The following is a 19069-nucleotide window of genomic DNA, read 5'->3' as shown; positions in this document are numbered from 1 at the left end:
AATGGATAATATGTTTACCAATTTACCTCATTTTTTAATCGGCATAGGCTTAGCATTGCTTATTCTTGAAGTAATGATGGGGTTCACCACCATATTACTTTTGACGTTAGGTATCTCTATGATGCTCGCGTCGGGCCTTATGTATATCGGGATTTTAGATGAGGAATTGTTAGACGCATTTATAGCTATAGCGATTATCGATTCGGTACTTACCTTTGTGCTGTGGCGGCCAATGAAGCTACTACAACGAGATCGAGCGCCGAAAGAAGTAAAATCCGACTGGATTGGTACCCAATTCGAATTAGAAAGTGATGTAGCGCCTGGTGAGCCAGGTAAAGCCCGCTTTTCTGGCGTGGTATGGTCTGTTAAGTCTTCGTCTATTCTAAAAAAAGGTGCAACGGCTGAAGTGGTGAAAGTTGAAGTCGGTGTTCTACACGTTAAACCGGCATAGCAATCGCTAAAAAGGGGCAGTAAAAAAGGGTCAGAGTTAACTTACGGTTTCAAAGTACTCTGATCCTCTTATCACCTACCGTTTTCCTCCTTAAGGCTTTTTTCTCCATTAAATACTGGCGGTGGCTGTCCAAAAAATTAGTCTTCACAAAATTAATCCCACAAAGCCTCCACTAAACCCCTCTCAAATTTTAACTCGATTTCGACATCATTATCTTCGTGTTTGATGTAAAATAGTGTTATCACGCATAAGGTGTTGTTCTAGTTTATTCGTGCGAAGACATCTGAGTATAAAGCATGCGCTTTTTCCTTATCTTGCCTTAAGTTGCAAACTCGGCAAGAAGTTGAACCGCTACACATCTATTCCCGTTGAAAGCTAGAACCGCTGTAATATTGAACATACAAAATATGAGATTTATAAATGACAAAATTTGATGACAGAGTTAAAGAAATAGTGGCTAAACACCCTAACTTAACGCAAGAAGAAGCGATTAAGATCGTAACCGATAAAAACGAGCGGAAGAAAAAGAAAAGAGCCGAGCGTTCTGATAAGAAATAGCCCGATTAAAACCTAGCGACAAATGCGGGAGTCGTGGGCATATAGTGTTGGGCATGATGTAGTTCAACCTTTGCGCATCATTAAGATTTTTTCTTATTTACTTTGAATCTCAAAAAAGCCCCCAACACTTCGTGTTAGGGGCTTTACGCTTCTATAGAAGCGTAACGTTAATTGAAACGTTTCCGATTGAAATTAGTTATCTTCAATCGGCGTGTTTTCAGTAATAGGTACTGTGTTAACGTCGGTATCCAAGGTTTCAACAGCGTGTTTCACACCTGCTGCATAATCTGGGTGTACTTTTTCTAACACCGCATACCAGCGCTCTTTCACGCTATCTGAGCATGGACCCATGGCCGCCGCGTAGTTTTTATACATACGCTCTTTTTGTGCGTCATCAAACATCTCATAAAGTTTACGGGGTTGAACGTAATCAACATCCGCATCTTCTTGATGATATCTGTCTGCATCACCGTCAATGCGAAGTGGTGGTTCTTTAACTGAGAAATCTGCCACAGGGCCTTCGTGTTGGTTTGGCTCGTAATACGCATCAGGGTTGCCAAAATCGTTGGTAAAGAAGCGCATAGCACCGTCTTTATGATAGTGGTTTACCTTACTGTTTTTAGGCGCATTGGCAGGTAGTGCTTCGTAATGCGTACCTAAACGGTATCTGTGGGCATCAGCATAGGAAAAGATACGTGCCTGCAACATTTTGTCAGGGCTGAAACCAATACCTGGAACGATGTTAGATGGGCTGAACGCCGCATTTTCAACCATTTGAAAATAGTTCTCTGGATTCTTGTTCATTTCCAGTTCGCCTACTTGAATAAGCGGATAATCGTCGTGTGGCCATACTTTTGTTAAGTCGAAAGGGTTGAAGGCTTGCTTGCCAGCATCTTCCTCTGGCATGGCTTGAATGTACATGGTCCATTTAGGGAAATTGCCTTCATCAATAGCGTTGTACAACTCTTCTTGATACTTCTCACGGGTACTACCAATAATTTTTTCAGACGTTTCATTGGTGTAATTCTTAATGCCTTGCTGGGTCTTGAAGTGAAACTTCACCCAATGGCGTTTGCCGTCTTTGTTCCACATGCTGAAAGTGTGACTTCCATAACCATTCATATGCATTGGCGAGACAGGAATACCTCTATCGGACATAAGAATAGTGACTTGGTGTACGCTTTCTGGCTGGCCTGCCCAGAAGTCAAACATAGCTTCTGGTGAACGAAGGTTAGTTTTCGGGTGACGTTTTTGAGTACGAATAAAGTCAGGAAATTTATAGCCATCGCGAACGAAGAACACTGGGGTATTATTACCTACCATATCCCAGTTGCCTTGCTCGGTATAAAACTTCAGACTGAACCCACGCACATCGCGTTCGGTATCAGCCGCACCAGACTCACCTGCTACGGTTGACCATCGGCTTAGCACTTCAGTTTGCTTGCCTACTTGTGAAAAAATATCGGCGCAAGAATAGTCGGTGATATCGTGGGTAACCGTGAAAGTACCTTGTGCTCCCCAGCCTTTAGCGTGAACAACACGCTCTGGAATACGTTCTCGGTTTTGATGGGCTAGTTTTTCTAGCAACTGATAATCTTGAAGAAGAGCTGGGCCGCGCTCTCCTGCGGTTTTGGTTGTTTCGTTACTTACCACTGGGGCGCCAGCTGATGTTGTTAATTGGGGTCTTTTAGCCATTGTAAATATCCTTCAGGGCTTTAAATAAAGCCAGTTTCCGTTGCAATCATGGTCGCTGACCTTGATTTTGATTTAGGGCTCAATATTGCTACGGCACATTGTGTAAAAGAGTTTAGAATTGATTACGCAGATAAAGAATAAATTCTGAAGCGGGGTAGGGAATCTTACTTACTTTTTTAGTTATCACGAGGCTTATCACATTAACAATCTGCGGCTATGATAGATTCCAGTAGAGTTTTAGTTATGTCGGGAACCGGTTCACCAATAACTTGTTCGGCAGCTAACGACACTTTGTAATTAGCACTTTGCCCCTGCATAACAAGGGCAGCGTTAAGATCGTCGGATAAATAGGGTTCTACAAGGGTTTGAACGTCTGACCACGCGATGTCTTTGCATTCCACTATAACCTTGTGCGATTGACGTGCTTGCTTGGGATCAAAAACATAGCTATTTGCTGAAAGCGTTATTAATAAAAATGAAAATGCAAAGTATCTCAATATTGGTGCCTTCTCGTTTTAGCTAAGGGCGTTGTAAAAAGTGACACTATTTAAGTAATAGCCAGCGGTAGCCTGGGCTTGCTTCAGTTTAATGAAATAATAAAAGGGTCTTTAAATTGGGTGCGGGGATTTCCGTTGGCACCGGTTTTCCTATTATACTTTGTAGTGACTAAGTGCTTTGTCTATTGAAACTGCAGTGTCAGACGTAGTTTGTGCCGATTTCGATGTTTCTTCTACATAACGAGCACTGTCTTGTGCAGACTCGCGTATGGTCTCAATATTTACACTCAGTTGTTCGGTTACCTGGCTTTGCTCTTCTGCTACACTTGCCATTTCAATATTCGTGTTGCGAATGCTGTCAATTCTGTCGTTTAGATTCGTGATTTCGTTTGCGATACGTTCACATTGGGCCTCTACATCTTCTGATAATGTGGAGCACTCAGTAATTGAGGTATTAACTGAAACCACCGCATTTTGCACTTTGGAAATATTGCTCTGGATTTCTTTTATCGATTCTTGAGTTCTCACGGCCAGTTGTCTAACTTCGTCAGAGACCACCGCAAACCCCCGTCCATGTTCACCAGCCCTTGCCGACTCAATGGCCGCGTTTAGAGCCAGTAAGTTGGTTTGATCTGCAATGGCTTCAATAACAGAAAGTACACTGCCAATATTGCTAGAAAGTTGGGTAAGGTTGTCAGAATATTGAGCCGTTTCAACTAATGCAGCACGTTGTTCTTTCGCTAAATTTGATGTATTTACCACTAAGTCTCGGGTAGAGCCAGCAACCCCCGTTATTTCTACCGAAAGGGTCTCGGCGGTAGTAGCGCTTTGCGCGACAGACTGTGCAGTGGCGTTTAGCTCCGCGATAGCCGCAGCCACCTGTTCAGTTTCCATCACTTGTTTAGATACTGCTTGATTTGAGCGACGGGAAATATCAGAAAGTTGTAAGCAACTCGACGAAATTTGCTGAGTGGATTTTCTCGTTTCAGAGATTGTGGTCTGCAGTTTGTCTAACAACTGGTTAAAGCTGTTACTGATATCGTTAATTTCCTCAGTGTGGCCCGTTGCAAAACGTTGCGTTAAGTCGCCATCATCGCCAGTTAAGTCGCTTATACGTCTGGTTAACGCATTAAGTGGCGTTGAAACAGTACGGTTAATCAGCCACACCAAAATAGCAATCAGTAGCGCAGAGGCTACAAAAAGTGAAACCAATAAAATACCTAATCTCGACATAACGCGAGTAGCTACTTCATCTTTAGAATAGCCAATTGATAGGCTGTAGCGCCACGCTTCGAACGGATAAGACTGAATGTCCCAACGCGCACTTTCATTAGCATTTGCGCTAATTTCTTGTTCGCTGATATTGTCGCTGTGAGCGCGAATTCTGCCTTTATCATCTTTAAGTACAACATAACCTTCAGATAGCACACTGGCATTATTAATGGCTTTGGTAAGGGTACTAATATCTGCGCTATAGCCTACATAGAGAATACCAATTACCTCGTTTGCGTTACTTATGATAGGGCGATATGCAGTAATGTATGGTTTACCTAATATATCAACCTGGCCAACAAAGGTTTGCTTATTGTTGATGGCTTTCATCGCCAAACCGCCTTTAGACAACAGTGTACCTGTTGCCCGCTGGCCATTAGGCTTGGTCACATTGGTGGCTATTCTCTTATAATCATCGCCTTCACGAACGAAAACGGTAGCAGTACCATTAACTTGCCTAGTAACTTCATCCACCAGCGCATTTGAATCATTAATTAGAATGTCACCAAAATACAACGAGGGAGTGGAAGCTGAGTTCGTGACAATTCTTGGTTCTCCTAGGCGCTGTGTATTGGCGATCAATACATTTAGCGCAGCATCCACTTGCTGCTTCATTAAGCTATCGGTGATATCTAGCAGGCCTAACAATTCATGTTTTAACTCTTGTCGCTCTTCTATAGCTTGTTGCTTAATGTCTGAATTGATTGAAAACCATAAATAACTAGAGATAACTAGCCCAGTTATAGCCACCATTAAACTGATAGATTGAATTAAAATTTTGCGAATAGTTTTGGGCGTTGTTACCGGGGGGGCCATAGCTGCCTCTTACACCTGAAATAACAATCAAAAAAGCTGTGTTCAACCTTATTTTTTGTATATTTCATAATGAGTTAATAAATATGAATGGTTGTTTAAACCGCGCGTTTAGCTGACAAAACTCAATCGTATTTTTAATTAAGCAAAAATGAGTAAGTCAACATTAGACACCTCTAGTGATAATAGTATAGACGAAGCTTCAGTGCCCAGGCACGAACAGAGCCGATTTTTTATATTGTATAAAACACCGTTGAAATTATTCACCAGTTAAGTAAAGTGTCAGGCAAAAATAACTAGAAAAAATCAAAGGAATGAACTGCGTGAAAGCTATTTTACTAGCGATACTTGCCTTATTTTCTGCTGAGGCATTTTCAGAAATAGAACCCCTTGGGCCTGATGAAGGATACGTTGCCATTGCACTGTATTCTAAAGGCTACTCAGAAAGCATTGTTTTAAAAGGCAATAGCTTCGGAAACAAACATACGTTTGGTCCATTAAACTACTCCCAACATATCGAAGTTATAAAAATGCCAGCAGGTACCTATTCGTGGACAGAAGTATACGAGCGTACCGGTTCTTTAAAGAATGGTAATTTACTAAAGGTTTATTACGATTTATCTGACGATAATTTAACCTTTTCCGTAAAGCCTGGTGTGTTGAACTACACTGGCCTACTAATGATTGAAAAGCTGGGCAGCCGACTTCAGGTGAGACAGCTAAACAGAGCGTCGATTATTCTCAAAATTCTTGAGCAAGATCACCCAGGTTACATTGGCAAATTCGATGTAGTAAACGGTATTTATCCGAACGATCACTATATCGACTTTTATCTCACCCACGCATTAAAAGGGGGGGAGTAAAATATGTCACATTTTAAATTGATATTCTTGGCATTACTTTCAAGCTTAGTATTACTGTGCGAACCAGTTCAGGCTGAAGATAAAGAAGCCGATGGTGAAAACATAAGCGACTTTTTCAAAGCGTCTAAGTACAAATTATTTTCAATAAACCCTTCAGGCACAGCGGTAGCATTTATTGAACCTAAAGAAGCTACCTACGACCTTATTATCTACGACTTGAAAAGGGGCACTATGGACGATCCAATAACGTTCGAGCGTCAGCAACTTCAAGTTCAACATAAAAACAAGATAATGAGTTGGGAAACCCATCATAATAAAATTTATGAATTAAAGTGGCTTTCAGATAGCTTTCTTTCACTTAAGCAACATTCTAACGGCCGCTTCCATCGCTATGTTCTTGTTGAGTTCGCAGACAGAAGTCAACAGCCTAACCCCGCTTTTAGACTTTCCTATATTTCGCAAAATGGTTATTGGGTCGATACATTGCCTAATCAGACAAACAAAGCTATTTTTGCTCGTTATGAACACTCTGATGATTACGATTATTACATAGACTTGTTTAAGCTAGATCTTACTGAAAAGATTTCTGAGTCAAATTTTCGTAGAAAACTACGACTTAATAAAACAGGGCCGAAACTTCACAATTGGGTCTTTGACAGTAAAGGTTGGCGATTAGCTGGCACAAGAACCGTTGATGACGTCACTGAGCTGTTTGCAAGAACAGGAAGCAAGCCCAAGAAATACCGTTACAAGTCTGTGTGGGAAAGTAAAAAAGGTGATGTTCTTAAAGTCGTTGGCGGTAATGCTGAAAAACTACTTTTGCTCACCAATCACAATAGCGACAAAATCAATTTACGTACCTTCGATATTGAATCTCAACAATTTGCTGAGGTTGTTTTTGAGCACCCATTTTACGATTTAACTGCTGCCATTAGGCATCCTGAAACGAAAGATATCATCGGTGTGTCTTTTATTGAAAAAGGCATGGCGAAGCAGGTCTATTTTTCTGACGACTACAACGCGCTAACCACTAGGCTCAGTAAATCAACGAAAATCGAAGGGGTTTATGCAGTAGATATGGATAAGTCGGGGAATAATATTATTTTCGTGGCTGATGACAGCGCGAACCCGGGCCAAACTTACTATTACAATCGAACTACTGACAGTTTCAGTCACCTTATTGATTTGTATCCTTGGCTTTCCAATAAGTCGCTTAGTAAAACAAAACTACTGCGCTTAGAAGCGGAAGATGGGGTAACGCTAGAAGCGTTCTTAACCCTGCCAAGTACCCAAAATCCTCCATTGGTGGTTATTCCTCATGGCGGCCCTATCGGCGTAAGTGACTCCCGTCATTATTCGGGCAATATACAAGTATTAGTTGATGCAGGCTTTGCCACACTGCAAGTTAACTACAGAGGCTCTGCTGGTTATGGGAAGGCATTTAAACAACAGGGGCTTCAGCAGTGGGGGCGGCTTATTGAAGATGATATTGAGCAAGCGCTCTCCTTCACTAAAGATAACTACGAGGTAAATGCGAACCAAGTGTGTATTGTGGGAGGCAGTTACGGCGGTTATTCAGCCTTGTACAGTGTTATTCGCTCCCCTCAGCTTTATAAGTGTGCAGCGTCTTTTGCTGGTGTTACCGATCTTGCTTTACGGTTCCAACGAAGCGATGCCCAAAGGGATGGCATGATGCGAGCACTGACAGAGATAATGGGCGACCCTAAAACTCAGCAAGATGAGCTATTTAAATACTCTCCTTTATATCAATTTAAAGGTATCACAAAGCCTGTCTTTATTGCCCATGGCACAGATGATAATAATGTCGATATCGAGCATTCTTATCGTTTGCATTTTGCATTGAAAGACCATGGTATAAAACATAAGTGGATGGTGATGGACGACGTGGGACACGGCTTTTCAGATCCTGATGATGCGGCGGTATATTACAACGCACTCATTGAGTTTCTTAGTACGCACCTTGAAGAAGAGCAGCCCGTTCTTAATCACTAATTCTCTACTTACGCTTGTTCACGGGTTATCGCTTCGAGATAACCCGTGTTTTAGCGATATTGCTTCATCGTTTTTGATTTCATCGATTCCTATTTCACTTTTCTCTATTTCTTTTTCCTTTATTTTATTTTTCACTGTAAATCAATGCCCTTGGCAAGTGTTTTGCTTTCTTCCATTTTACTTTGCACTATAGACCTAGTGTCTCGCATTGAAGCCTGAGAAAAAATCAAACAAAACAGAACACAACAGAACAAAACAGAACAAAACAAATTGAGGAATGGGCATGGTGAACAAACCACTAAAACGCCGAGCGTTTATGCAAGGTATTGGCGCGGGTACATTAGCAGCATCACTTGCCGCGTGCACTGCATCACCAACTAAAACCACAACGAACAAAGGGTTTCAGCGCCCATTTTCCCGCAAGCCCATGGTGGCACCTAAAATTTCTGCCAATAATATCGTGACTGAAATTGTGGGGCATCGACCTTATAGGCCTGAAGGTTTTGTGGTGCGAAGTGAAGCATTCGGGAATAAAACCTTGGTGCACAATTACGGGCATGGAGGCGGTGGTATTTCCCTATCTTGGGGCTCTTCGGCACTGGCAGTGAATGAAGTTGCTAATTCTGAAACTAAAGAAGCGGCTATTATCGGTTGTGGAGTAATGGGGTTAACCACAGCCCGTTTGTTGCAAGAAGCGGGTTGGAAAGTGACCTTGTACACCAAAGCGATGCCGCGCTTTACAACGTCGCAAGTGGCGGGCGGAGAATGGGGGCCATACAGTGTGCACGACCCCTTGGTATCTAGCAGCACGTTTAAAACCCAATTACAGCAAGCAGCAAAAATCGCACACAGCACTTTTGCGAAAATGGTGGGCAAGGATTACGGCATTCAATGGAAAGAATTATATACCGCCGGAGACACAGAGCCAGATGGTGAAGGACCGTTTAGGCAATACTACCCTTACACACACGTGTATGGGCCAGCGCAGCACCCATTTCCAACCGATTACTGCACATCATCTGCCACTATGTTGGTAGAAACCACTACCTTTTTAAGGCGCTTAGTGACCGATATTCGATTATCGGGTGGTGAGTTTATAATTCGTGACTTTAAAGATAAAGACGACATACATTCACTTGCCGAGCCTATTGTTTTTAATTGCACAGGGTTGGGCTCAAGAGCATTATTTAACGATGAAGGTATTATGCCCGCCAAAGGGCAGCTGGTATTGTTACCGCCAGACCCCGCCGTCGACTATTTAACGGTAGGTGGCGGTTCAGATGTTCTGTATATGTTCTCTAGAAACGACTATATGATTTTAGGCGGGACTTTCAAGCTGAACGACTGGACTACTAAGCCGGACCCTGTTGAAACGGCGCGCATAGTCAGTGAAAGCCAAGCTTTCTTTTCAACCTTGTAGTGAGAAGGGCGCGATAACCCACTTTAATAACTCGATGTTAAAATAGCCCACTCGCTAACGGTAAACAATTTATTTGGAAAATTACGTGAAATACATAAGTACGTTACTGCTTATTTTGATAATGAGCGCCTGTCAGTTTAATCAAAGCCAGGCTCATCACACCCAAGCCAATCACACCCAAGCTCAACAAGACATTCAAACACAAACGAATAGCAGTATGTCACCGGTGTTCGAACTTATTACCTTAGGCGATACGGGCGGTATTGAAGACGGTAATTTAAGTTCGTTTTTACTACGCAGTGTAAACGATGAAAACTTCATTGGTTTAGACGCGGGGTCATTAGTGAATGGTATTAACGTGGCGCTTCAAAACAATGCGTTTGATAGCTTAACTACCACACCAGATTCTGCGTTAAACCCAAACGGTAATATTCTGCATCATCACGTTAAAGCTTACTTGCTTAGCCATGGTCATCTCGACCACGTTGCCGGATTATTGATTGCCTCCCCTGATGACAGTAGCAAGCCTATTTATGCGCTTTCGTCTGTAAACCAAACCATGAGCGATACTTATTTTAACTGGCAGGCATGGGCTAATTTCACCAACCGTGGCATAGCGCCAATGTTAAATAAGTACGACGTTATCGACCTAGCGCCTCAAGAAACGGTAGAAATTAAAGATACCGCACTAACGGTAACGCCCTTCAGCTTAAGCCATCCATTAGAGTCCACTGCATTTGTGATTGAGCATAATAACGATATGTTTGTGTATTTTGGTGATACCGGGCCCGATGAAGTAGAAAAGCAAGGAAAGCTAGATACAGTATGGCGTTATCTCGCGCAGCAAATGCAGCATAAAACCCTTCGCGGTATTTCTATTGAAGTGTCGTTCGATAACTCACGCCCAGATAACCTGTTATTCGGCCACCTTACACCTAAATGGTTGATGCAAGAACTCACCAAGTTTCACGGGTTAGTAGAAGATAAAGCGCAGCTTACCAACATGAAAATTATCATCAGCCATATTAAATACAGTTTAAAAAGTGGGGCTGAACCGCGCGCTGTAATTACGCAAGAATTAGAAAGTGATAACGCATTAGGCTTTAACTTTATATTAGCGAAACAAGGTCAGGTAGTATCACTATAAAGCTGTTTTTTGACTAAATGGTCAATATTTTTGTGGGTGGCATTGTTGTTTCGGTTTTAACTAGGTATAAAAGAGTACTACTAACACCTAGGCTTTAGAATTGAATCGAGTTTTCCTTACCGCAATAGCGTTCATTAGCTACATGATAATGTCGGGTTTACTTACCCAAATTGGCATTATTTTGAATGCAGTATCGTCTTCGCTAAATGCCACACCAGCAGCCACCGTTAGTGTGTTCTCATGGCTTACTGGCGGCGCGCTGTGTGGTACATTCGCATCATTATTTTTGTATGCTCGCCATTCACTGAAGCAAGTACTGATTGCAAACTACACGCTATTTTTGTTGATCATGCTGGTATTGGTTGTAGTAGCGCCTACTTCGTATTGGCCCCTTGCCGTATTGCTTTGGGGTCTTGGAGTTGGCTGTGGTTGCGGCCTTGCTGGTGGGGCGGTCATTTTATCGAAAATTTATCATGAAGCAAAAAGAGCGTCGGCATTTTTAGCCACCGACTGCGCGTTCAGCGCCGCAGGATTTATCTTCCCTTCTTTAGCGGCAGCGATTATTGCTGTGCAACTTGATTGGGTTTATAGCTATGGGGCTGTAGGTGCGCTGGCACTTGCTCTGTGGGCAATGTTATTTTTTGTTCGCTTTCCTGCCACAGAGGCGGACGATACCAATGCTGCCTCTGCATTCTCACAATTTAAAAGCGTATTAACCCCTAGGGTGTGTTTGATCGCGTTGGGCGTATGTGCTTATTTAATTGCCCAAACCACTTTTTTAACTTGGTCACCTAATTACTTACAACATGCATTTGGGGTAAGCGAAAAAGTTTCGGCGCAAGCAGTGGGAAATTATTGGGGCATGTCTATATTTGGTTTAATTACCGCGGCTATTTTTGTTAACAAAGTTCCTCAGCGCATGTTATTGATGATGGTTTCGGTTTTGGCGAGCCTGATTACCTTAACATTTGTGCTGGCATCTTCTGTCGAGTGGTTTTTGTTCACCAGTTATCTATTTGGTTTTATCACTACCTGTATTTATAAAATTGCAATATCTGTTGGCTCCCAGCAGCTTGTATCAGCGCCCGCGGTGCTTGTCACTTTTTTATTATTCAGTGGCAACGTAGGCAGCACAATTGCGCCCATGTTATCTGGTTGGGTAGTGCAGTTATTTGGCATTCAAAGCGCAATTATCATGACATGGGTAGGCTATACCTTTGTGGCGCTTGTATTCGGTCTTTGTTTATTGTTGGAGAAACGTGAGCTGCGCGCCCACGCTTAAGGAATAAAAAATGGAAAAGATTATTTTTGATACCGACCCAGGTATTGATGATGCGATGGCGATTTTGTTTGCACAAGCAAGTGCTGATATTAATTTGGTGGCCATTACCACCGGCTTTGGTAATGCGAATATCGACACCGCCACGCGTAATGCTTTGTATCTTAAAAAACGCTTCAATTTAAGCGCCGATGTTGCCCGGGGCGCAAAAGAGCCGCTCGTCATTCCGGTAGACGAGCCAGCCGATTTTGTTCATGGCGATAACGGGTTGGGCAACATTGAGGTAGACGAAACCGACTTACCAAGTGAAGTGTCGCTTGCCGCTCACGATTATATTATTGAAAAAGTGAAAGCCAGCCCAGGTGAGATTACATTGGTGGCTGTTGGCCGTATGACGAATTTAGCACTGGCGCTTCGTAAATGCCCTGAAATTATCAAGTTAGTAAAACGTGTGGTGATCATGGGCGGCGCGTTTGGTTATCATGGTAATACAGGCAACGTTACCCCCTTTGCCGAAGCGAATATTATTGGCGACCCTCATGCCGCCGACGAAGTGCTTACCGCTGACTGGCCCGTAACTGTAGTGGGGCTAGACGTTACTAAAAAGGTGATAATGAGTAACGATTATTTGGCAAGCCTTGCTGAATGTTCGCCTATATATGGGCCGTTCATTTATGATATTACCCGCTTTTACGCGAACTTCCATCAACAGACCGACCAAGTTGATGGTATATACGTGCACGACTCATCAGCAATTATGCAGGTGATAGCACCGCAACTATTTGAAACTGTAGATGGCCCAATTCGTGTTGTCACAGAAGGCCCTGCTATTGGCCATACTATGCAAAAAACTGTAGAAAAGCGCTTTCCTATCGATGAGTGGGCCGATTATCCAGCACAGTCGGTTTGTTCAAATGTAGATGTAGATGCTTATTTGGCTAAGTATAAAGATATACTTAGCCAAGCAGGCTAGTTGTTGTGTTACTTTTTTCCAGTTAAGTTAACTCACGAGTTGCGCCGCCACTGCACGGTGGCGCGCCATGAGCGTTTGGGTATCTAACCCAATAATTTGCCCTTCTTTTACCCGCCATTTTCCACCAATCATAACCTGTTCGGCTTTATCCGCACCGCATAATAGCAGCGCAGAAATAGGGTCGTGACTGCCACTAAAGCGCAGCTCATCCAGTTTGAAAAAGGCAAGGTCGGCTTGTTTACCTACGGCAATTTCGCCAATGTCACTTCGCCCAATAAGCGATGCAGAACCCTTAGTCGCCCAGCCCAAAATAAGCTCTGGGGTGATTTTCGCTGCACCATACTTTAAGCGCTGTAAGTAAAGTGCTTGGCGGGCTTCATACATCATGTTCGATGCATCGTTTGAAGCTGAACCATCGACACCTAATCCAATAGGTGAACCCGCTTCAATCAGTTCGAGGGTAGGGCACATGCCAGAGGCTAAGCGCATATTAGAAACAGGGCAATGGGTAATGCCTGTGCCCGCTGCGCCCAAGCGGCGAATTTCATCTTCGTTAAAGTGAATACCATGTGCCAACCAGGTTCTATCGCTTAGCCAGCCCACACTTTCTAAATAATCGACGGTGCGCATGCCAAACATTTTCAAACAGAAGTCTTCTTCATCGAGAGTTTCGGCTAAATGGGTATGCAAACGCACGTCTTCGTCTTTTGCCAGTTGCGCGCTGTCGGCCATTATTTCTCGGGTAACCGAGAAAGGAGAGCAGGGTGCCAAGGCTATTTGCATCCACGCGCCGTCACCACGTTCGTGGTAGGTATCTATTAGCCGTTGGCTGTCTTTTAGTATTGCATCACCACTTTGAACGGTGTGGCGTGGAGGTAGCCCGCCCTCATCTTCACCCAAGCTCATTGAACCTCGCGTAAGTAGGGCGCGCATACCCATACGTTTTACCGAATCTACTTGCACGTCTATGGCATCTTCCATGCCGGTAGGGAATAAATAATGATGATCGGTAGTGGTGGTGCATCCAGACAGTAACAGTTCAGCTAACGCCACATCGCAGGCTAGCGACAATGCATTAGGGGTAAGCTTTGCCCATACTGGATATAAGGTTTTAAGCCATGGAAATAGCGGCTGATTAACCACAGGCGCCCAAGCACGGGTAAGTGTTTGGTAAAAATGATGGTGAGTATTAATAAGCCCAGGAAGCATAACTAACTGAGATGCATCTTCTGTTTCATCAATAGGGGTTATAGGAGTTTGACCAGCACTCACAAGCTCTACTATTTTGCTGCCTTGCACCACAATGCCACCGGCGGCATCGAGATCATTTCCCGTAAAAACGGCTTGCGGGTTTTTAATCCAAAGGCTTTTAGATCTAGACTTAACTTGAGGTTTATCTAAGGGCGATAATTCAGGCATAACTTGGCTCCATAAAATAATTAAATTAAAGATGCCAGCTCAGTTATGCCCTGTCTGCTGATCCAGGGAGCGTTTGTTTAATCAAACAACTGCTAATTAACGCTACTAGTTAGCAAAAGCTTTCAACAATTAACGCAATGTAGGTGGGTAATGCTAATGCATTTTAGGTTCGATTTAAAGCGCTTCTACAAAGGGAGAATTGTACTGTTATGGTATTACGCTAAACTTCATTTTAGCTGTTACACTAAAAGCAGCAGCCTAATGGAGAGATGGAAACCACATGCCCGATAATAAATTTAGACTAGTTACTCGAAGCGACTTTGATGGATTAGTTTGTGCCGTTCTTTTGAAAGACTTAGATCTCATCGATGATATTTTATTTGTACATCCTAAAGATATGCAGGATGGCAAAATAGATATTACCGAAAATGATATAACTACTAACCTTCCTTATGTGGCGGGTTGTCATATCGCATTCGATCACCATCTGAGTGAAACAGTTCGAAACGCGAGTGATATTAAAAATCATGTAATCGATCCTGAGGCACCTTCTGCTGCGCGTGTGGTATACGACTATTATGGCGGTGCAGAAAAATTTCCTGATATCTCCCTTGATATGATGGATGCCGTAGATAAGGGTGATGCAGCACAATTCTCTGAAGAAGAAATACTAGAGCCAACCGATTGGGTATTGATGAACTTCATCATGGATGCCCGTACTGGTTTAGGTCGCTTCCGTGATTTTAAAATTTCTAATTATCAGTTAATGATGAAATTAATTGATGCTTGTAAAGATAAAAGTATTGAAGAAATTCTGGAAATGGAAGATGTTGCCGAGCGTGTTGCTTTGTATCACGAGCACAATGAGTTAGCGAAAGTGCAATTGGCTAAATGTGCAACCGTTCATAAGAACCTTGTGGTGCTTGATTTAACAGAAGAAGAAACCATTTACGCGACTAATCGTTTTGTGATTTATGCCATGTACTCCGATTGCAATATCTCCATTCACAAAATGTGGGGCCTTAAGAAGCAAAATGTTGTGTTCGCTATTGGCAAATCAATCACTAATCGTACTTCAAACACCAACGTAGGTGAACTATGCCTTAAGTACGGCGGTGGCGGTCATTTAAACGCTGGTACGTGCCAAGTCGAAACCAGCAGAGCGGAAGCCGTTCTAGACGAGATAATTGAGACTATCACTTCTGATGGTTAGTCCATACCAGTAAAACTACTCTTGGGGTGTTGTTAACGTCATTATCAGTACCCCAGACGTTACCCCGAATACATATCTATAAAAACAAACAATCCATTATTTGGTTGGTGCTTATTGCATACCTATCTGGCTGTGTTTACTCTATTTTAACAATTGAGAGTAATGACTAAGATAGGTAGTAAGTATGAACTTTGCTGAATTTGCTGCATCACGTAAAAGCGTACGTGGTTTTACAAAACAAGCTGTCACTAAAGAAACTGTGGATGCCATTATTAACGCAGCAAAGTGGGCCCCTTCATCTTACAACACCCAAACGTGGAAAATTCATGCGGTATCGGGTGATGTGCTTGATAAAATTCGCGAAGGTAATACCCAGAGAACGTTAGCGGGAACGCCTTACGTAAGAGACTTTCCTTACAAGGAAGATTATGACGGCGTACATAAACAACGCCAGCGTGATGTTGCAATGCAGTTATTTGATGTAATGGGTATAGCCAGAGAAGATAAAGAAAAACGCATGGATTGGATGATGCGTGGTTTTAGGCAGTTCGATGCGCCGGTATCGCTAGTACTGACCTATGATAAAGCTCTAGAGCCAGCGGGCATCACGCAATTTGGGTTAGGTTCTTTGGCTTATGGCATTGTATTAGCGGCATGGGATTTAGGTCTTGGTTGCGTGATTAACGGCCAAGGTATTATGCAGTCAGATGTTGTACACAAGCATGCACAAATTCCTGACTCTGAAGCTATTATGATTTGTATCGCATTAGGGTACCCCGATGAAAACTTTGCTGCTAACGAGGTAAGGTCGGTACGTGCCGACAATGAAGAGTTCGTCACGTACCACGGGTTTCAATCCTAGATTAAAACTAAACTAAGTCCTAGCTAGCCTTCGGCGGTTAATTCTCGAAAGTTAATCTTCGGAAGCTAGTCTTCGGATGTCAGTCTTCGGAAACAATCACACCGTAAGCCGCTGTTCCCCATAAAGGCACTGTCGATAGGCTATGTTTATAACTTCCCGATGTTTCTTTTGTGGAATACGAAAGATACATCAGGGTTTGTGACTTAGCGTCGAATATGCGTCTCACTTTCATGTTCTTAAAGAAAATGCTTTTCGATTTTCTAAAAATAATGTCGCCTGAATCTGACTTGTCGATATCTCGCAGCATCTGCGCAGTAATTTCACCGGTTTGACGACAGGCTATAGAGCTATCGGAAGGATCAGACACATCTAAGTTCGCTTCAATGCTAGAGATGTGGCAAGTTACGCCTGTCACGATAGGGTCTTGCATGGCATCTAATTTAATATCTTTTGTGGTGAATACACCCAACGACACATCTCCAACCTCATTGTCGGTACATGCGCCTAGTCCAGCTACCGCGACTAACACGGCTATTATTTTTTTCATTTTTATATCCTTTTAAAGCACGTTCTAATAGTGCGTCTAAGACCAATACGGTAATCACTTAAAAATAGATTTCTCACACCCAAATGATACGCCACTCTAGCATTGGTAGTGCACAGTTTTATTGACTCACTTGAGTTTATTTACTATTAACTCGGCGACTTGGTCGCAAAAATCGAAACCTGAATAGTCTGGGTTGAACCCACTAATATACGGTACCGCCATAACAAAGTAGCGCTCATTCAGACTACCGTTAGCTAACATTGGTTGAAAGTCATCGTTAATAGCAAAACCACCTGTTTCTAAATAGTATTCATCGTCAGAACCTATGCACACGCTTTTGGGGTTTTCTTTTAAATGTTGTTTACCTTGATGTTTATCTTTAAACCGTACCTTAGCCACTAATGGCTCGGCATCTTTAAACATAGATTTAAAGGGAAATGCGTCTATTGGCAGCGACTTCTGTCCCGTGCAATCGATAAAGGTTTTATATGTGTTTACGACCGGCTTGTTATCGCTGTCCGTATAAGAAAAATGAAAATCACAGTCGTCTTCAATTTCAAGGTGGCTGCTGCTATCTACCGCAATAATATCGAGTACGCCACTATCGTGTAGGGCAAGCAATTGTGCCGCGGATGACTGTGGAATGTTCGCAATCATAAGGCCAATAATCGGTAAAAGATGGTTGCGTAATCGTAGGGTATCTTCTGCACTAAAGTATTTAGCTGGGTGGTTAATGGTGAAGCTCAGCAGCGCGATGGCTTCTTTCCATTGCAATGTACTTTCTTGTTTAATCGACTGTTCAGCTTGCAGATACTCAATTTTAAACAAGGTGAAGGGGGCATACGCTTTACGCGACTCAAGCATCCATTGGCAAAACGCTTCTATATTTTTGTTCGCTATTTTTTGATAAAAATCTGCGTCTAGTTTTTTCAAAGTTCTTTTGAAATTGTGCTCAAAGATAAAATCTAAACTTAAGAAACCGTCATTATCGGCCCTATGTTGAACAATTTCTTGTTCGCTTAACATGCCTTCATCAGATACCAGCGGATCGTCCAAGTGAAAGCGGATATTGGGTAATAAGCCCTCTAACGAATGCATGACTATTTTAAAATTCGGAACGTCGTCGAATAAACGATACTGCAATTGGTTATCAGTTTGATAAAACTCGCCATTAGCCTCGCTTAGCGTTCGAATTGCATCAATAGCGGTGAGGGAACTGCCTTTAATCGCTATGGTATGGTTGTATTTTCGCTGCAACTTGGTGGGCGGGTAGGGAGAGTCGAAATACCCTTTTACTTTACCTTCGTGAGTCTTGGGCCAAACGTGGCCAGTGCACACCACCACGTTATCAAACCCTGTCACCCATCCACTGTTAGTCAAAATGTTGATGCCTGAATGGTTATCGCCGTCTTGAGGCTCAAGGCTATTTATGCGCTCAGGGCTGTTCTCATCCTCAGTGCTGGGTTTAATGTCCAAAACGTTGCACTGTAGGTGCACGTTAACCATTATCCCTGCTGTACGGCATTTGCCAATTAGTGCGGAAAACTGTGCCTGTAGATATTCACCAAATAGCAGCCGTGGTACCACGTGTTTTTCATGAAGATTCGCTTTACAAATGTGATATTTTGCGAGGTACTCGGGGCTTTGCTGGCGCAACCATTCAAGTAAGGTTTCATCAAACGGTGCCAGTTCATCGGATGAAATATTGGTAATATGTTCCCACGACGCCCCATCTTTACTATAGGGCATGCCTTTACCTAGCGCGGTGTTGCGCTCAAAGATATCGAAGATTAAGTGAGGAGATACTCTGCCATCAGAGTTATTGGCATCAGAGTTCTCGACATCAAAGCTCTCACCATCAGCAAGCTGCTTGCTAAAAAAGCTTAACGCTTTTTTAAGAATAGAAAGGGCGCTGGGGCCGCCGCCAATTAACGCAATCCTTGTTTTGTTCATCATCATCCTACCTGTAATAAAACACGCTGTTAACTAGAAACGTATTATTTACTCAGTGTTTTCGTACTTGTATTTCAAGCATCCAACGCAGGCT

At 42.8% G+C, this 19069-nt stretch carries 16 protein-coding genes; 10 read left to right on the top strand and 6 right to left on the bottom strand.

Annotation, left to right across the window (positions count from 1 at the left end; translation table 11 throughout):
- Window position 1: 1 nt before the first annotated feature.
- Both AV939_RS12085 and AV939_RS20290 read left to right on the top strand, forming a co-directional pair.
- Window positions 2-451: an NfeD family protein gene (locus AV939_RS12085; protein ID WP_057791055.1), complete on the top strand. Its 450-nt coding sequence runs from the start codon at window positions 2-4 to the stop codon at window positions 449-451.
- A gap of 420 nt (window positions 452-871) precedes the next feature.
- Window positions 872-1009 carry a hypothetical protein gene (locus tag AV939_RS20290; protein WP_167347523.1) on the top strand — a complete coding sequence of 46 codons (138 nt, stop codon included), beginning with the start codon at window positions 872-874 and terminating at the stop codon, window positions 1007-1009.
- Between the two features lie 192 nt (window positions 1010-1201).
- Here the strand turns inward: AV939_RS20290 and AV939_RS12080 are convergent, their stop codons facing one another.
- The 3 genes from AV939_RS12080 to AV939_RS12070 all read right to left on the bottom strand — a co-directional run bounded on the left by AV939_RS12080 (window position 1202) and on the right by AV939_RS12070 (window position 5289).
- Entirely contained in the window at window positions 1202-2704 is a 1503-nt protein-coding gene (locus AV939_RS12080) for a catalase (protein ID WP_057791058.1), read from the bottom strand.
- A 200-nt stretch (window positions 2705-2904) separates the two neighbouring features.
- On the bottom strand, window positions 2905-3201 hold the full coding sequence (locus AV939_RS12075; protein WP_057791060.1) for a hypothetical protein: 297 nt from the start codon (window positions 3199-3201) through the stop codon (window positions 2905-2907).
- Window positions 3202-3354: 153 nt separating this feature from the next.
- Window positions 3355-5289, bottom strand: coding sequence for a methyl-accepting chemotaxis protein (locus AV939_RS12070; RefSeq protein WP_057791062.1), 1935 nt, complete (start codon window positions 5287-5289; stop codon window positions 3355-3357).
- 320 nt (window positions 5290-5609) lie between these two features.
- On the opposite strand from AV939_RS12070, the gene AV939_RS12065 reads away from it, so the two are divergent.
- From AV939_RS12065 to AV939_RS12040, 6 genes are all read left to right on the top strand, one after another.
- Complete coding sequence (locus AV939_RS12065; RefSeq protein ID WP_057791064.1) at window positions 5610-6149, top strand: hypothetical protein; 540 nt, start codon at window positions 5610-5612, stop codon at window positions 6147-6149.
- Between the two features lie 3 nt (window positions 6150-6152).
- Window positions 6153-8162: an alpha/beta hydrolase family protein gene (locus AV939_RS12060; RefSeq protein ID WP_057791066.1), complete on the top strand. Its 2010-nt coding sequence runs from the start codon at window positions 6153-6155 to the stop codon at window positions 8160-8162.
- Window positions 8163-8445: 283 nt separating this feature from the next.
- The gene (locus AV939_RS12055) at window positions 8446-9582 is read left to right on the top strand and encodes an FAD-dependent oxidoreductase (protein WP_057791068.1); all 1137 of its coding nucleotides are present in this window, start codon (window positions 8446-8448) and stop codon (window positions 9580-9582) included.
- A gap of 85 nt (window positions 9583-9667) precedes the next feature.
- Window positions 9668-10729 (top strand): MBL fold metallo-hydrolase, encoded by a 1062-nt coding sequence (locus AV939_RS12050; protein ID WP_057791070.1) that lies wholly within the window; start codon window positions 9668-9670, stop codon window positions 10727-10729.
- A 100-nt stretch (window positions 10730-10829) separates the two neighbouring features.
- Window positions 10830-12011: an MFS transporter TsgA gene (gene tsgA / locus AV939_RS12045; protein WP_197427677.1), complete on the top strand. Its 1182-nt coding sequence runs from the start codon at window positions 10830-10832 to the stop codon at window positions 12009-12011.
- Window positions 12012-12021: 10 nt separating this feature from the next.
- Entirely contained in the window at window positions 12022-12981 is a 960-nt protein-coding gene (locus AV939_RS12040) for a nucleoside hydrolase (RefSeq protein WP_057791073.1), read from the top strand.
- A gap of 27 nt (window positions 12982-13008) precedes the next feature.
- On the opposite strand, the gene AV939_RS12035 is transcribed toward AV939_RS12040, so the two are convergent.
- The gene (locus AV939_RS12035) at window positions 13009-14400 is read right to left on the bottom strand and encodes an 8-oxoguanine deaminase (protein ID WP_057791075.1); all 1392 of its coding nucleotides are present in this window, start codon (window positions 14398-14400) and stop codon (window positions 13009-13011) included.
- Window positions 14401-14680: 280 nt separating this feature from the next.
- Between AV939_RS12035 and AV939_RS12030 the strand changes: the two genes are divergently transcribed.
- Both AV939_RS12030 and AV939_RS12025 read left to right on the top strand, forming a co-directional pair.
- Window positions 14681-15613 (top strand): hypothetical protein, encoded by a 933-nt coding sequence (locus AV939_RS12030; RefSeq protein ID WP_057791078.1) that lies wholly within the window; start codon window positions 14681-14683, stop codon window positions 15611-15613.
- A gap of 184 nt (window positions 15614-15797) precedes the next feature.
- On the top strand, window positions 15798-16475 hold the full coding sequence (locus tag AV939_RS12025) for a nitroreductase (protein WP_057791080.1): 678 nt from the start codon (window positions 15798-15800) through the stop codon (window positions 16473-16475).
- A gap of 79 nt (window positions 16476-16554) precedes the next feature.
- On the opposite strand, the gene AV939_RS12020 is transcribed toward AV939_RS12025, so the two are convergent.
- Together AV939_RS12020 and AV939_RS12015 are read right to left on the bottom strand one after the other, a co-directional pair.
- On the bottom strand, window positions 16555-17022 hold the full coding sequence (locus tag AV939_RS12020) for a CreA family protein (RefSeq protein ID WP_057791082.1): 468 nt from the start codon (window positions 17020-17022) through the stop codon (window positions 16555-16557).
- Window positions 17023-17148: 126 nt separating this feature from the next.
- Entirely contained in the window at window positions 17149-18975 is a 1827-nt protein-coding gene (locus tag AV939_RS12015; protein WP_057796058.1) for an FAD/NAD(P)-binding protein, read from the bottom strand.
- Between the last annotated feature and the right edge of the window lie 94 nt (window positions 18976-19069).

The sequence above is a fragment of the Alteromonas sp. Mac1 genome (assembly GCF_001562125.1).
Classification (GTDB): Bacteria; Pseudomonadota; Gammaproteobacteria; order Enterobacterales; family Alteromonadaceae; genus Alteromonas; species Alteromonas stellipolaris.
The sequence above is the reverse complement of the archived record's forward strand: the minus strand, read 5'-3'. Positions and strand labels throughout refer to the sequence as shown.

Excerpts from the sequence above, each read along its gene's own strand:
- AV939_RS12030 (WP_057791078.1), top strand. The coding sequence starts at position 14,681 with ATGCCCGATAATAAATTTAGACTAGTTACTCGAAGCGACTTTGATGGA.
- AV939_RS12085 (WP_057791055.1), top strand. The coding sequence starts at position 2 with ATGGATAATATGTTTACCAATTTACCTCATTTTTTAATCGGCATAGGC.
- AV939_RS12080 (WP_057791058.1), bottom strand. The coding sequence starts at position 2,704 with ATGGCTAAAAGACCCCAATTAACAACATCAGCTGGCGCCCCAGTGGTA.
- AV939_RS12060 (WP_057791066.1), top strand. The coding sequence starts at position 6,153 with ATGTCACATTTTAAATTGATATTCTTGGCATTACTTTCAAGCTTAGTA.
- AV939_RS12040 (WP_057791073.1), top strand. The coding sequence starts at position 12,022 with ATGGAAAAGATTATTTTTGATACCGACCCAGGTATTGATGATGCGATG.
- AV939_RS12025 (WP_057791080.1), top strand. The coding sequence starts at position 15,798 with ATGAACTTTGCTGAATTTGCTGCATCACGTAAAAGCGTACGTGGTTTT.
- AV939_RS12015 (WP_057796058.1), bottom strand. The coding sequence starts at position 18,975 with ATGAACAAAACAAGGATTGCGTTAATTGGCGGCGGCCCCAGCGCCCTT.
- AV939_RS12035 (WP_057791075.1), bottom strand. The coding sequence starts at position 14,400 with ATGCCTGAATTATCGCCCTTAGATAAACCTCAAGTTAAGTCTAGATCT.
- AV939_RS20290 (WP_167347523.1), top strand. The coding sequence starts at position 872 with ATGACAAAATTTGATGACAGAGTTAAAGAAATAGTGGCTAAACACCCT.
- AV939_RS12070 (WP_057791062.1), bottom strand. The coding sequence starts at position 5,289 with ATGGCCCCCCCGGTAACAACGCCCAAAACTATTCGCAAAATTTTAATT.
- AV939_RS12020 (WP_057791082.1), bottom strand. The coding sequence starts at position 17,022 with ATGAAAAAAATAATAGCCGTGTTAGTCGCGGTAGCTGGACTAGGCGCA.
- AV939_RS12055 (WP_057791068.1), top strand. The coding sequence starts at position 8,446 with ATGGTGAACAAACCACTAAAACGCCGAGCGTTTATGCAAGGTATTGGC.